The organism is Clostridium sp. AF20-7, assembly GCF_003479275.1.
In the GTDB taxonomy this organism is placed as follows: domain Bacteria; phylum Bacillota; class Clostridia; order Lachnospirales; family Lachnospiraceae; genus Otoolea; species Otoolea fessa.
In genome coordinates this window covers 59,050-73,507 of the sequence record NZ_QUGF01000004.1, presented here as the reverse complement: position 1 = coordinate 73,507, position 14,458 = coordinate 59,050, and the positions used below count along the sequence as shown (strand labels likewise).

Here is a 14,458-nt window from a genome sequence, read left to right as displayed (position 1 = left end):
ACAGGCTATGAAACATCTGGAAATTGAAAAGGTGATTGGACGGGAGATTGTTGATTCGAGAGGAAATCCAACCGTGGAGGCGGAGGTTTATCTATCAGACGGAAGCATAGGACGCGGCGCGGCACCGAGCGGTGCATCGACAGGTGAATTTGAGGCTCTGGAGCTGCGAGACGGCGACAAGTCGCGTTTCGGCGGAAAGGGCGTACAGAAAGCAGTCCAGAATGTGAATACCGTGATTGCAGAAGTATTAAAGGGCATGGATCCGGCGAACATTTATGCGGTTGATAAAGCGATGATCGAGGCGGACGGAACCAAGGATAAATCCAAGCTGGGCGCGAATGCGATCCTGGCGGCTTCGATCGCGAGCGCACGGGCGGCAGCCAATGCGTATGGTCTTCCGCTGTACCGTTTTCTCGGCGGCGTATCTGGAAACCGTCTTCCGGTCCCGATGATGAACATTTTAAACGGCGGCGCGCATGCGGCAAATACTGTCGATGTACAGGAATTTATGATTATGCCGGTTGGCGCGGAGAGCTTTTGCGAGGGACTCCGCTGGTGTACCGAGGTGTTCCATGCGCTGGCAGCATTGCTTAAAGAGCGCGGACTGGCAACCTCCGTCGGCGATGAGGGCGGTTTTGCACCGGATCTGGGAAGTGACGAAGAAGCAATCCAGTGCATCTTAGAGGCAGTGGAGAGAGCCGGATATAAGCCGGGCGAGGATTTTGTCCTGGCGATGGATGCGGCATCCAGCGAGTGGAAGAGCGGCAGGAAGGGCGAATATCTGCTTCCGAAGAATGGCAAACACTTCACCTCCGAGGAGCTGATCGCACACTGGAAACAGCTCTGCGGGAAATACCCGATCGCCTCCATCGAGGATGGTCTGGACGAGGAGGATTGGGAAGGCTGGCAGAAGATGACCGCAGAACTCGGCGGACAGGTGCAGCTGGTCGGCGACGATCTGTTTGTAACAAATACCGAACGCCTGGAAAAAGGTATCCGTCTCGGCTGCGGCAATTCGATCCTGATTAAGCTGAACCAGATTGGATCCGTCTCCGAGACACTGGAGGCAATCAAGATGGCACATAAGGCAGGTTACACGGCGATTGTATCCCACCGTTCCGGCGAGACCGAGGATACGACGATCGCAGATCTGGCGGTCGCATTGAATACCTGCCAGATCAAGACGGGCGCACCGAGCCGGAGTGAGCGCGTGGCAAAATACAACCAGCTTCTGCGGATTGAGGAAGAGCTGGGAACCGGCGCACAGTATCCGGGGAAGGCGGCATTTAATAAAAAATAAGTTGTCTTTTTTACGGGATATCGTGCAGACAAGCAATCTGTTACATTGCATGAAATGTGTGAATTGTTCCGAAAACGAATGCATTTCCTCAGAAACAGACAAAAATCATCTGGGGAAATGCCGGATGGCGTCGAAACAAAGGAAAATAGAATACAACTTTGAAAAGGAATGCGTTTTACCGTACAACCAGGACGGAGAGAAACGTATTCCTTTTTGTTTTGCATAAGACCGAAAAAAGGAATATTGCTAAAAGTTTGACAATATTTTAAAAAATAATCGTTTTTATACGAAATTTATTGACAAAACAGTGGGAATGATTGTAAAATAACTGTAAAGCAAATATGAAAAAAGGATTTATTTTTTTTGAACGAATGGAAAAACGTTTTACCAAAGGAATGGTCCGGCGGATAACGTATTTCACATAAAAAGGAGGATGAAAGAATGAGAAAGAGAACATTAAGCATTGTACTTGCAGCAGCAATGTGTGCCAGCTTAACAGCCTGCGGCGGTGGCGGAAGTACTGCTGAGACAACGGCAGCTGACAGCAGCAATACCGAGACAAAGGCAGCCGACGCTTCAGAGAAATCTGACAAACCGCTTCGTGTGTGTGTTGTCTACACCGGCAACTTAGGTGATAAGAGCTACAATGACTCCTGCAACATGGGTGCACAGAAAGCAGTTGAGGATTTCGGCATCGAGCTTAAGAGCCTTGAGGGTACCACTGCTGAAGAGTGGAAAGCAAACCTACTTCAGGCTTGTGATGACGGCTACGATTTAATCATCGGTGCTTCTTCCAACATCGCAGATTATATCACTGAGAATGCATCCAGTTATCCGGATACCAAGTTTGCAGTTATCGATACAACCGTTGATCTGCCGAACGTTGAGTCCATCAGCTTTGCTCAGAATGAGGGCTCCTTCCTGGCAGGTGCGGCAGCAGCTATGTTCACCACCAAGACCGATATCCCGAATGTCAATGAAGATCATATCATCGGCTGGGTAGGCGGTATGGATATTCCGGTACTTCATGACTTCTATACAGGTTATGAGCAGGGCGCGAAGTATATCGATCCGGATATCAAGATTCTTCAGGCTTTTGCAGGAAGCTGGACGGATCCGTTAAAGGGTAAAGAGCTGACGTTAGCACAGTATGAGCAGGGTGCTGATATTGTCATGAACGTAGCATCCGGTACCGGTGTTGGTATTCTGGAAGGTGCAAAAGAAGCTGACAAATACGCAATCGGCGTTGACTTAAACCAGGATTCCGATCAGCCTGGACATGTTCTTACTTCCATGGTTAAGAGAGTTGATAATGCCTGCTATCTGGTTATCCAGTCTGCAGTAGAGGGAACTTTTGAGGGCGGCACAACCAAATATCTGGCATTGAAGGACGGCGGTGTCAGCCTGACCGATTTCTCTGTTATCAAAGAATCTCTGGGCGACAAATTCCCGCAGGATATCGTTGATAAGTGTGATGAGCTTGCCGAGAAGATCAAATCCGGCGAGATCGTAGTTGAAAACTATGAAGGATTTGGCCCACAGGCATAATTGATAAAGACAAGGCCGGGAGCGAGTGAAACCTGGCGGCGAAGGGGGATCTGAATTCTTTCAGGTTCCCCTTCATTTTCAACAAAATGTTTTTTCTTGGAAAGAGCCGTCAGGCATTTCCGGACGAGAGGGTGATCGAATGAACGAATACGTAGTGGAGATGAAAGGAATTGTCAAAAATTTCGGGCAGGTTCAGGCGGTAAAGCATGGTGAATTTACTCTGAAAAAGGGCGAGATTCATTCTCTGATTGGTGAAAATGGAGCTGGTAAATCCACCATGATGAAGCTTCTGTACGGCATGTATCCCATTGACGAGGGCGAGATTATCGTCAAAGGTGAACCGATGGGAACCATCACACCGAAGCTTGCAATTGAGCACGGTGTCGGCATGGTCCATCAGGAATTTATGCTGGTGAATGAGCTGACGGTTCTGGAGAATATTATTCTGGGATTTGAACCGAAAAAGGGATTGACAATTGACTTTGACAAGGCAAGAAAAGAAGTTAAAAAGTATATTGAACAGTATCATATGGACGTGCAGCTGGATAAGAAGGTAAGCCAGATTTCAGTAGGCGAGGCGCAGCGTGTGGAGATTATCAAGACATTGATGCGAGGTGCTGATATCATCATTCTGGATGAGCCTACAGCGGTTCTGACCCCTCAGGAGGCGGAACGTCTGTTTGAAATCCTGAATAATCTGAAACAGGATGGAAAATCCCTTGTCTTTATTTCTCATAAGCTGAATGAGGTTATGGCAATATCAGACCGCATCTCTGTGATGCGTCAGGGACAATATATGGGCACTGTTAATAAAGAGGAAACCTCTCCGCTGGATCTGACCAAACGAATGATCGGACGTGAAGTATTCTTAAACATTGATAAGGCTTATTCTGAGGCGGGAGATACGATTCTGGAGGTTCAGGACGTGTGGATTCCCAGCCAGAAGGAGACATCGAAGATCCGGGGTATGTCCCTGCATGTCAAGACCGGCGAGATTGTCGGCGTGGCAGGTATCGATGGAAATGGACAGAGTGAGCTGGTTGAGGCGATCACCGGACTTCGCAAGGTAGAGAAAGGCAAGATCCTTCTTTGTGGCAAGGATATTACGAATCAGAGTCCGAGAAAAGTAAGGGAGAGCGGTCTTTCCCATATTCCGGAGGACCGAAATACAAGAGGTCTGAACCGTGCCATGACCATTGAGGAAAACCTGATTGCAGTCCGGCTGGATCAGCCTCCCTTTACGAAGGGCATCATGATGAATAAATCGGGACAGGATGCTTATGCAAAGGAGATGGTAGAGCAGTTTGATATCCGCCCGGCGGATTATAATCTTCCTACCTCCTCCTTATCCGGCGGCAATGCACAGAAGGTAGTAGTAGCCCGGGAGGTATCTCTTGGCAATAAGCTTCTGGTAGCATCCCAGCCTACCAGAGGTGTAGATATCGGTGCCATCGAACTGATTCGAAATACCCTGGAAAAGGCGAAAAAGGCAGGCGCCGGTGTTCTGCTGGTTTCGGCAGAGCTGGAAGAGATTATCTCCCTTTCAGATCGTATCGTAGTTATCCATGAAGGTAAAATTACCGGTGAGATGAGAGCCGACGAGGCCAATGAAAACAATCTGGGTCTGCTTATGATGGGCGGTACAGACACAGGGAAGGACGGTGAAGCAGCAGTATGAATCAGACATTAAATGGTATTCGAAGGATTCTTATTACGATACTCGTTGCGATGGGTGTCGGTGCGCTGTTTATCATAGCCATCGGGGAAAATCCCATTGATGCATATGCGGCGCTGTTCCGCGGTGCTTTTGACGGAAAGCTCCGTCTGGGCACAACCTTGGCAGGATTTACTCCGCTGCTGCTGACATCCATTGCCTTTGCAGTTGCAGCGAAAGCAGGTGCTTTTAACGTAGGTGTTGAGGGCGAGGTTTTCTTGGGCGGTATCACAGCTGCTTATATTGGCATTAACTGGACCTTCCTTCCGAAGCCGGCTCTGTATGTGGCCTGTTTTGTAGGCGCTATGGCGGTAGCAGCTGCCTGGGCCTTTATTCCGGCGGTTCTGCGTGCCTATTATAATGTAAATGAAGTATGTACCACCATTTTGATGAACACGGTAGCCCTTTATATTACATCTTATCTGGTCAGCGGACCTATGAGTGCGGGTACTGCTAACGCTCAGTCCCTGCCGGTTACGGTAAGGCTGTATCAGTTTATGAAACCCAGCAGTGTTAACGTAGGTATTTTCATCGCGGCCATCACCGTGATTGTGATTATTTTTATGCTTCAGAAGAGCAGCTGGGGCTATAAGATTCGTACCGTTGGCCTGAATCCGACCCATGCGGATTATGTGGGAATTGATTCTAAGAAGGTGTTTATCGGTGCCATGATGCTTTCTGGTATGTTGGGCGGCATGGCAGGATGCATCGAGGTTCTGGGTGTTCATGGATATTTCCTGAACAACTTTGCAACCGGACTTGGAAGCAATGGTATGCTGGCAGCTCTGATTGTAAAGAACAACATGGTTTCGACTCCATTTATGGCATTTTTCCTGGCAGTTTTAAAATCGGGCGCTATGGGAATGCAGCAGTCAACCGGTGTGCCGAAATCACTGGTTGATACCATTACAGCTGTGTTCATTATCATAGCGACCATGGAGACTGCGTTCCAGTTTGCAAAGAAACGTAAAAAGAAAACGGAGGAGAAGAAGGAGGATAAGGCATGAATGCGATAATGCAGAATTTTGATAAAATCTTTAATGCGTCGCTGATTTATGCAACGTTTCGTTCAGCGACTCCGATCATCTTTGCCGCTCTTTGTGCGGCTATCACTCAGCAGGCCAATATCTTAAATATCGGTACAGAGGGTATCATGCTGGTAGGTGCTTTTACTGCAGTTGCAGTCAGCTTCTTTACCGGAAGCTGGTTATTAGGCATTCTGGCAGCGATGATCGCCGGTGCTGTCATTGCTATGATCATGGCAGTGGGACATATCCGGTACAATTCGGAGATCTGCGCCATCGGTATGGGTATTAATATGCTGGCACTGGCTATTACTAAATTCATGGTAAATGCGATTTTCCACAGTACCGGAAGTTTTTCAAGCCCGGATATCAAGGCGATTCCCCGTGTGAACGTTGCATTTTTAGACAATCTTCCGGTGGTGGGGGATCTGTTTAACAACTGGTGCGTGACCGAGTGGTTTGCCATCGTTCTGATTATCCTGCTTCAGTTTTTCTTCTATAAAACTGTATGGGGACTGCGTCTGCGTGCAGTAGGTCAGTTTCCGGAAGCGGCGAAGACGGCAGGTATCAAAGTAAATGCTGTGAAATATCAGGCAATGCTGCTTTCCGGTCTCATCGGAGGTCTGGCAGGTGCTCATCTTTCCCTGGGTTACAGTACCCAGTTTATCGAGAACATGACCAACAACCGTGGTTTTATGGGCGTTGCAGCCATGTATTTCGGCGGTGCCAACCCGGTTCTGACCACACTGGGCTGTCTGCTGTTTGGATTTTCAGATTCCGTCGGTGCCCGTCTCCAGGCATATGGCATTCCATCCCAGTTCGTTCTGATGATGCCGTATATCGTGACCATCGCGGTACTGGCAATTTCCATGATTGCGAAGATTTCAGCCAACAAGAAGAGAGAATCATCCCTGCATGTGGGAAGCTGATGATGAAGAAAGATAAAACACTATAAGGAGGACATAATCAGATGGAAAAGACAAAAATTATTCTTGACTGCGATCCGGGACATGATGACGCGGTCGCGATCACGCTGGCGGCGAACAGTGACAAGATCGATCTGTTAGGTATTACAGTCGTAGCAGGCAACCAGACGCTGGAGAAAACGCAGATTAATGCGAGAAATGTGTGCCAGTGGCTCGGTGTGGATGTGCCAGTGTATGCGGGCTGCGGACAGCCGATGGTGCGTGAAAAAATGATAGCGGGCGATATCCACGGTGAAACAGGGCTGGATGGTCCGGTTTTCCCGCCGCTGACAAAAGAATTAGAGAAAGAGCATGCAGTCGATTTCATCGTTAAAACCCTGATGGAGTCCGATGGCGATATCACGATGGTGACAACCGGTCCGATGACCAATCTGGCGATGGCGATGCGGATGGAACCGGCGATTATTCCGAAGATCAAACAGATCGTCCTGATGGGAGGCGCGTATACCAATGGTAACGTAACTCCAGCGGCAGAGTTCAATATCATCGCCGATGCGGATGCAGCGTATGTATGCTTTACCAGCGGACGCCCAATCACGATGATGGGTCTGGATGTTACCCGCAAGGTACTGTGCTATCCGGAGATCGTTGACCGGATGGAGAAGATAGGCAATAAGGCATCCAAGCTCTTTGCGGATCTGATGCGCTTCTTCTGCAAGACCCAGAAAGAGGTATTTGGCTGGGAAGGCGGACCTCTGCACGATCCGGTTACGATCGCATGGCTGATTGATCCGAGCGTTGTGACCCTGAAACCGATGCATGTGGACATTGACATCCGCAGCGTCCAGTCCTACGGACGTACTAACTGCGATTTCTTCGGTTACGGCGGACAGGAGCCGACTGCAAACGTAGCGATCGATATCGATGCGGCGAAGTTCTGGGATATCGTTGAGGCAGGGCTGAGAAGATACAGCGAGGCATAGTTTATAATACTTGTGTTCGGAGGCAGATATAGATGAGAGACCTGAAAGAAGTTTTAGAGCAGAACAAAGAGAAATATATCGAAGAACTCAAGAATCTGGTGGGAATTGATACCCATGACTTAGGGCACGGAATCGATGGTGGTCTGGAGAAACAGGGACAGGAGTATATGGTAAACCTGTTTGAATCGATGGGAGCCGACGAGATCACGGTGGATCCGATGGATGAGGCTGTGATTCAGGAAAGCTACAAAAAGCACCAGGAAGGAAACCTGGGGCACAACCAGACCGACCGTGCCAATGTCTATGCGACATTTAAAGGAAAACAGGGCGGAAAAAGCCTGTTATTTAACGGTCATATTGACGTTATGCCGGCGGAGATGGAAGACGGCTGGACGAACCCGCCGTTTGAGCCGGTAATTCGGGATGGCAAGATGTACGGACGCGGCTGCACGGATATGAAGGGCGGTCTGATGGCATCGGTGATGGCGGTAAAGCTTTTGCAGGATGCCGGGTATGAGCTGCCGGGCGATGTGACAATTACCTCCGTGTGTGACGAGGAAGGCGGAGGCAATGGCTCGATCCAGGCGGTAATGCGCGGTCTGAAAGCCGACGGCGTTGTCAACTGCGAGCCGACCGACGATACCCTGATTCTGGCGCATATGGGCTGGGTATTCTTTAAGGTTGATTTTGAAGGAAAAGCGTGCCATTCCGGTGCAAAAGCCGAGGGCGTCAGCGCGATCGAGAAGGCGATCAAGGTAATTCAGGGGTTAAATGAGATGGAGCACCGCTGGCTTCTGACGATCCGCCACCGCCTGCTTCCGCCGCCGAGCTTAAATATCGGCGTGATCGAGGGTGGAACCGCCGGTTCTACCGTGCCGGGCGAGTGCAGTTTTTCTACCTGCGTCCACTATGTTCCGACCCTGATGAATCAGGATATGGTTGTAAAGGAATTTACAGAGGTCGTTGAGCGGATCAGCCGTTCCGACGCGTGGATGGAGGCACATCCGCCGAAGATTTCCATTTACCAGACCGGACACGGGTTTGAGATGGAGGAGGATCATCCGCTGGTAGACACCTTTAAGGAGGCGTACAGTGAGGCACTTTCGCGTAGCGTGAAGGTGGAAGGATCCCATTTTGGCTGTGATTCCCGCCTGTGGCGCAACATTGCCGGATGCCCGACGATCCAGTACGGACCGGGCGAGGGCGCACAGTGCCATACCGTGGATGAGTGGCTGAAGCTCGATTCCTATCTGGAAGCGATTCTGGTGTATGCGAAACTGATTCTTTCCTGGGGAGAGAAGAAATAAGGAATTGATAAATATATAAGGAGATAAAAATATGAGCAAGAAAGTTTTACTGGCAGGCGAGTCCTGGATGAGCTATACCACCCATGTAAAAGGCTTTGACGCGTTTTATACCTCTACCTATGAGACAGGAGAGAAATGGCTGAAAGCTGCATTGGAGGCAGGCGGCTACGAAGTAACCTTCCTTCCGAACCATCTGGCAAATGAGGAATTTCCATTTACAATGGAAGAACTGAAACAGTATGATCTGGTAATTCTGTCCGATATCGGAGCAAACACCCTGCTTCTGCCGGGCGCTACGTTTAACCGCAGTGAAAAAATGCCGAACCGCTGCAATCTGATCCGCGACTATGTCAACGATGGCGGCGCTCTTCTGATGGTCGGCGGCTATCTGACCTTCTCCGGCGTGGATGCAAAGGGCAAATGGCATGACACAGCCGTACAGGAGGTTCTTCCAGTCGAGGTTCTGACGGTCGATGACCGTATGGAACACTGCGAGGGTGTAAAACCGGTAACCGTGGGCGAGCATGAAGCTTTAAAGGGCATTCCGACCGACTGGCCGGAGGTTCTCGGTTACAATAAGGTAATCGCAAAACCGGAGGCAGAGGTTCCGGTTACTGTAGAGGGCGATCCGTTTATCGCGTTTGCTTCTTATGGAAAAGGGCGCAGCGGTGTTGTCACAACCGACTGTGCACCGCACTGGGCACCGCCGGAATTCTGCGAGTGGGAATACTACAATAAATTGTGGCAGAATATCGCAGACTGGCTGATTCAGAAATAAGATAGCAGGAAAAAGGAGAGCGCGTATGGACGGAGCGGTGAAACTTTTAAAAGAGCTTCTGACCATTCGGAGTGTCAATGGACGGGATGACGAGGGAGCAGTGGCAGAATATTTGTGTAAGTATTTCGAACAATCGGGAATTTCTGCACATATACAGCGGATTGACGCGACACACGCCAATGTGCTGGCGGAGCTTGAGGGGGAGTCGGATGGCGCTCCGATCTTCTGGAACGGGCATCTGGACACGGTTCCTTACGGAGATACCGGAGAATGGAAGACTGACCCGGCGGTTCCGGTGGAACGGGACGGTTTTCTCTATGCCCGCGGTGCCAGCGATATGAAGAGTGGGCTTGCCGCGATGGTGTACGCGCTCTGTGAATATAAAAAATCCGGTCGTCCGGTGCCGCGTACGATCCATTTCCTCGGAACCTGTGATGAGGAAAAGGGCGGCATCGGCGCCAGGGAGATCTTAAAGGAAGTCCCGGAGACGTCGATTGGAACGCTTCTGATAGGAGAACCGACGGGATGCAGGCTGGGCGTGGCGCAGAAAGGCTGCCTGTGGCTGGAGATAGAAGCACACGGAAAGACGAGCCACGGGGCATACCCGCAGGAGGGTTGCAATGCCGTGGAACAGGCGATGGCGCTGACAGGTGAGATTGAAACATATGTGAAAAGCTTCACACACCCGGTTCTCGGCGCATCGACCGCGCAGGTAACGCAGATTTCCGGCGGCGTGGCGCCAAATATGACGCCGGACACCTGCCGGATTCTCATGGATATCCGTATGACACCGGGACTGACAAGTCAGATGGTAGTCGGTCAGGCGGAGGCGTTTGCGGCGGCGCGTTCCGTTACATCAGAAGAAAAATTTCGCGTCAGCTGCCGGATTGTCAATGACCGGCGGGCGATCGAGATTGGAGAATCACATCCGCTTGTGAAACAGCTCTCGAAGGAACTGGAGAAAAAAGGGCTTCCAGTGGAGACGACTGGGATTAATTTCTTTACAGATGCTTCGATCCTGGTGGAACACAAGCTGGATGCAGCCGTTCTCTTATTTGGTCCGGGCGAGGCAGGTATGGCGCATAAGCCAAATGAGCGGGTCGAGATAGAAAAATATCAGAAATCCATTCAGGTTCTCATGGATCTGATCGCATCGGAGGTGGATGAGTGAGGGCAACCATCAAGGATATTGCCGCTGAGACTGGTTTTTCCGTGACGACAATCTCACTGGTTCTCAATGGAAAAGGATATAAGATCTCGGATGAGACAAAGAATCAGATCCTAGCGAAGGCGCGGGAACTGAATTATCGTCCGAACCAGCTCGCGGTCAGTCTGGTAAAGCGGCAGAGCAAGACCATAGGATTTATCGTCCCGGATATTTCCAATGTATATTTTGCCAATATGGCGCGCGCGATCGATGAGGCGTGCCGCGAAAATGGTTGGAGTGTGATTCTCTGCAACACGAATGATAATTATGACCGGGATCGCGAGTATATCGATCTTCTGGCGGATAAAGGCGCGGACGGCATTGTGTTTATCATGGCTAAAGATAATACGCGGGAGATGGCGGCGGAGGAGATTGATTATCTGGAATCGATCCACATACCCTATGTGGTAGTTGACCGGATCCCGGAGCTTCGGAACTGTCCGGCGGTCGGTACCGACCATGAGATCGGCGGTTATCTGGCGGCGCGCCATCTGTTAAGCCTTGGACACCGGCGGATTGCCTGCGTTGTGGGACCGCATGCGACCCAGATGGATTCGGAGGCCCGTTACCATGGCTACTGCCGGGCGATGGAGGAGGCGGGAATTCCAGTGGATGAACGTCTCGTCTGTGCCGGCGAGTATACGCAGGAGGGCGGCGCGGCGGCGGTCGAAAAGCTCATTTCACAGGATTTTACGGCGATTTTCGCCTGCAACGACGCTTCGGCGTATGGCGTATGCAGAAAACTCAAGGAATACAGAAAGAAAGTACCGGAAGATGTTTCGGTTGTCGGATACGATGACGTTTTCTATGCCCGGATGCTGGAGGTGCCGCTGACAACGATACGCCAGCAGGTACGGGAGATGGGAAGAGAGGCGGTACGGCTGCTTCTGAAACAGATACGGGAACATAAAAGACCGGAGAGCAAGGTGATCTTTGCCCCGGAACTGGTGGTGCGGGAGAGCACGGCGAGAATACAGCCGTCTCGGTAACCGGAGAGAGAGGGGAGCAGAGTGAAGGTATTGAATTTTGGTTCACTGAATATTGATTATACGTATCAGGTGGATCATTTTGTAAGAGCGGGAGAGACGATGTCCTCCGAGTCGCTGCAGGTATTTAGCGGCGGCAAAGGGCTGAATCAGTCGATCGCGCTGAGCAAGGCGGGCGCAGACGTATGGCACGCCGGAGCTGTCGGAGCCGGGGATGGAGATTTCCTCATCGAGCAGATGAAGAAGGCGTGCGTCCACACGGAGCTGATCGAGCATCTCGACGGGCAGACAGGACACGCGATCATTCAGAAAGATCCGGCAGGGCAGAACTGCATTCTGCTGTATGGCGGTGCCAACCAGCGGATCACGAGGGAAATGGTGGATCGCGTCCTGACACAGTTTGAGGCGGACGATTTCCTGATTTTACAGAATGAGATCAGCGAGATCGGCTATATCATGGAGAAAGCCAATGAAAAAGGCATGAAGATCGTTCTGAATCCGTCCCCGATGAATGCGAAGATCCTGTCCTATCCGCTGGAATATGTGGATTACTTCTTATTAAATGAGGTGGAGGCGTCGGATATCTGCGGCATTGAGGCAACCAAAGATCCGCAGGCGCTGATGAACGGACTGGTAAAACGGTTCCCGGAGGCGAAGATTGTCCTGACACTCGGCGGCGATGGTTCCGTGTACCGCGATGGCGATACAGTCCTTCGTCAGGGAATCTATAAAGTGCCGGTTGTGGACACGACGGCGGCAGGCGATACATTTACCGGTTATTTTATCGGCGGCTTACAGCTCGGTGAAGACCCGAAGACGGCGCTGGAACATGCGGCAAAAGCGGCAGCGATCGCCGTTTCCCGCCCAGGAGCAGCTCCGTCGGTGCCGAACCGGGAGGAAGTAGAGACGTTTGAGGGATAAAAAGCACCTGAAAGCTTGTCTTTTAAAACAGAATATAGTAAAATACCATTTGGTGGCGTTTCCGAAATTCGGGTTGGTACCGGGATTTGCGGAGGCGCCTCTTTTTTGCGCCCGTCTGACTCTTGTCAGTGTGGGCCTGTAGAAATAAAAAAGGAGAAGGTAAGTAGAAATGGGAAGAGAACGTTTTTCCTCTCGGCTGGGATTTATCCTGATTTCCGCGGGCTGTGCGATCGGTCTGGGAAATGTGTGGAGATTCCCGTACATTGTCGGTCAGTATGGCGGCGCGGCGTTTGTACTGATTTATGCGGCATTTCTGGTGCTTTTAGGTCTTCCGATCATCGTTATGGAATACTCGGTCGGCAGAGCGAGCCAGAAGAGTGCGGCGCTTTCATTTGATGTGCTGGAGCCAAAGGGTACTAAGTGGCATTTTGAAAAATGGTTCGCGATGGCGGGCAACTATGTCCTGATGATGTTTTATACGACGGTAGCCGGATGGCTTCTGCTGTACGTGTTCAAGATGGCGAAAGGCGATTTCGTGGGTCTGGATGCGGACGGTGTAGCAGGGGAATTTGGCTCTGTACTGGCAAATCCGGGACTGATGACGGTATTTATGCTGCTCTGTGTCGTATTCTGTTTTTCCATCTGTGCGATGGGACTCCAGAACGGCGTTGAGAAGATCACAAAGATGATGATGGTCTGCCTGTTATTCCTGATGGTTGTGCTGGCAATCAATTCGGTGCGGATGGAAGGCGGACGTCCGGGACTTGAATTTTACTTAAAGCCGGATTTTGGCAAGATTCAGGAGGTTGGTGTCGGCAAGGTCGTATTTGCAGCGCTGGGACAGTCGTTCTTTACGTTGAGTATCGGTATCGGTGCGATGGCGATTTTTGGAAGTTATATCGATAAAGAGCGCAGCTTGACCGGCGAGGCAATCAATGTACTGGTCCTTGACACGCTGGTAGCGTTTATGGCAGGACTTATCATTTTCCCGGCATGCGCGGCTTACGGCATCGAGGCAGGACAGGGACCAAGCCTGATCTTCATCACGCTGCCGAATGTATTTAACCACATGGCAGGCGGACGTTTCTGGGGCACGCTGTTCTTTGTCTTTATGACCTTTGCGGCGGCATCAACGGTCACAGCGGTATTCCAGAATATCGTATCCTTTGCAACGGATCTGACTGGCTGTTCGATCAAAAAGGCAGTCTGCATCAATCTGGTGGTGATTGCGGTCCTGTCGCTTCCGTGTGTGCTGGGTTTCAATCTCTGGAGTGGTTTCATGCCGTTCGGAGAGGGCAGCAACGTGTTGGATCTCGAGGATTTCATCGTCAGCAACAACCTGCTTCCACTTGGAAGTCTCGTTTACCTGATGTTCTGTACCAGCCGGTATGGATGGGGATTTGAGAATTTTCTCAAGGAGGCAAATGAGGGAAAAGGCGTGAAGTTCCCGCGCCAGGTGCGAGCGTATGTGACATATGTCATTCCACTGATTGTGCTGTTTATTTTTGTGCAGGGGTACTGGAGTAAGTTTTTCCAGTAGACTGTGCAGCTCTTTAGGTAACGAGAACAAAGGAAAGTCCGGCAGAGGCAAACTCCGCCGGACTTTCCTTTGTTCGCCAAGGCTATTGACATAGTATTTAAGGGAAAGTTTTACGGGATTTTTACACAGTTTTGTTGATTCTGTATAAACAAAAGCTATATTATAACCATTTGTATTAATTTTTATACAGAGTGAAGGGGGCAGAAGATTCATTTTTCAATTG

The 14,458-nt window shown here is 50.5% G+C and carries 12 protein-coding genes; all 12 read left to right on the top strand.

The genetic code is table 11. From position 1 onward, the window contains the following. Nucleotides 1–7 precede the first annotated feature (7 nt). The 12 genes from eno (at nucleotide 8) to DWX68_RS04795 (ending at nucleotide 14,235) form a co-directional block, all read left to right on the top strand. Entirely contained in the window at nucleotides 8–1,300 is a 1,293-nt protein-coding gene (eno, locus tag DWX68_RS04850; protein ID WP_118628749.1) for a phosphopyruvate hydratase, read from the top strand. Nucleotides 1,301–1,741: 441 nt separating this feature from the next. Then, nucleotides 1,742–2,848, top strand: a complete 1,107-nt coding sequence (locus DWX68_RS04845; RefSeq protein ID WP_107001569.1) for a BMP family ABC transporter substrate-binding protein — start codon at nucleotides 1,742–1,744, stop codon at nucleotides 2,846–2,848. A 139-nt stretch (nucleotides 2,849–2,987) separates the two neighbouring features. Then, on the top strand, nucleotides 2,988–4,526 hold the full coding sequence (locus DWX68_RS04840; RefSeq protein WP_118628748.1) for an ABC transporter ATP-binding protein: 1,539 nt from the start codon (nucleotides 2,988–2,990) through the stop codon (nucleotides 4,524–4,526). Continuing rightward, nucleotides 4,523–5,569 (top strand): ABC transporter permease, encoded by a 1,047-nt coding sequence (locus DWX68_RS04835; protein WP_117795128.1) that lies wholly within the window; start codon nucleotides 4,523–4,525, stop codon nucleotides 5,567–5,569. The genes DWX68_RS04840 and DWX68_RS04835 overlap by 4 nt, the downstream gene beginning before the upstream one ends. Then, complete coding sequence (locus DWX68_RS04830; RefSeq protein WP_243027552.1) at nucleotides 5,566–6,516, top strand: ABC transporter permease; 951 nt, start codon at nucleotides 5,566–5,568, stop codon at nucleotides 6,514–6,516. Before DWX68_RS04835 ends, DWX68_RS04830 begins: the two co-directional genes overlap by 4 nt. A gap of 41 nt (nucleotides 6,517–6,557) precedes the next feature. Beyond that, nucleotides 6,558–7,496: a nucleoside hydrolase gene (locus tag DWX68_RS04825; protein ID WP_107001566.1), complete on the top strand. Its 939-nt coding sequence runs from the start codon at nucleotides 6,558–6,560 to the stop codon at nucleotides 7,494–7,496. 32 nt (nucleotides 7,497–7,528) lie between these two features. After that, complete coding sequence (locus DWX68_RS04820; protein WP_118467445.1) at nucleotides 7,529–8,803, top strand: ArgE/DapE family deacylase; 1,275 nt, start codon at nucleotides 7,529–7,531, stop codon at nucleotides 8,801–8,803. A gap of 31 nt (nucleotides 8,804–8,834) precedes the next feature. Next, nucleotides 8,835–9,581 (top strand): glutamine amidotransferase, encoded by a 747-nt coding sequence (locus tag DWX68_RS04815; RefSeq protein ID WP_107001564.1) that lies wholly within the window; start codon nucleotides 8,835–8,837, stop codon nucleotides 9,579–9,581. A gap of 25 nt (nucleotides 9,582–9,606) precedes the next feature. Beyond that, on the top strand, nucleotides 9,607–10,752 hold the full coding sequence (locus DWX68_RS04810; protein ID WP_118538508.1) for a M20 family metallopeptidase: 1,146 nt from the start codon (nucleotides 9,607–9,609) through the stop codon (nucleotides 10,750–10,752). Further along, the gene (locus DWX68_RS04805) at nucleotides 10,749–11,777 is read left to right on the top strand and encodes a LacI family DNA-binding transcriptional regulator (RefSeq protein WP_118628747.1); all 1,029 of its coding nucleotides are present in this window, start codon (nucleotides 10,749–10,751) and stop codon (nucleotides 11,775–11,777) included. The genes DWX68_RS04810 and DWX68_RS04805 overlap by 4 nt, the downstream gene beginning before the upstream one ends. A gap of 21 nt (nucleotides 11,778–11,798) precedes the next feature. Continuing rightward, complete coding sequence (locus tag DWX68_RS04800) at nucleotides 11,799–12,695, top strand: ribokinase (RefSeq protein ID WP_118628746.1); 897 nt, start codon at nucleotides 11,799–11,801, stop codon at nucleotides 12,693–12,695. Nucleotides 12,696–12,864: 169 nt separating this feature from the next. After that, nucleotides 12,865–14,235, top strand: coding sequence for a sodium-dependent transporter (locus DWX68_RS04795; RefSeq protein WP_118628745.1), 1,371 nt, complete (start codon nucleotides 12,865–12,867; stop codon nucleotides 14,233–14,235). Nucleotides 14,236–14,458: the final 223 nt, after the last annotated feature.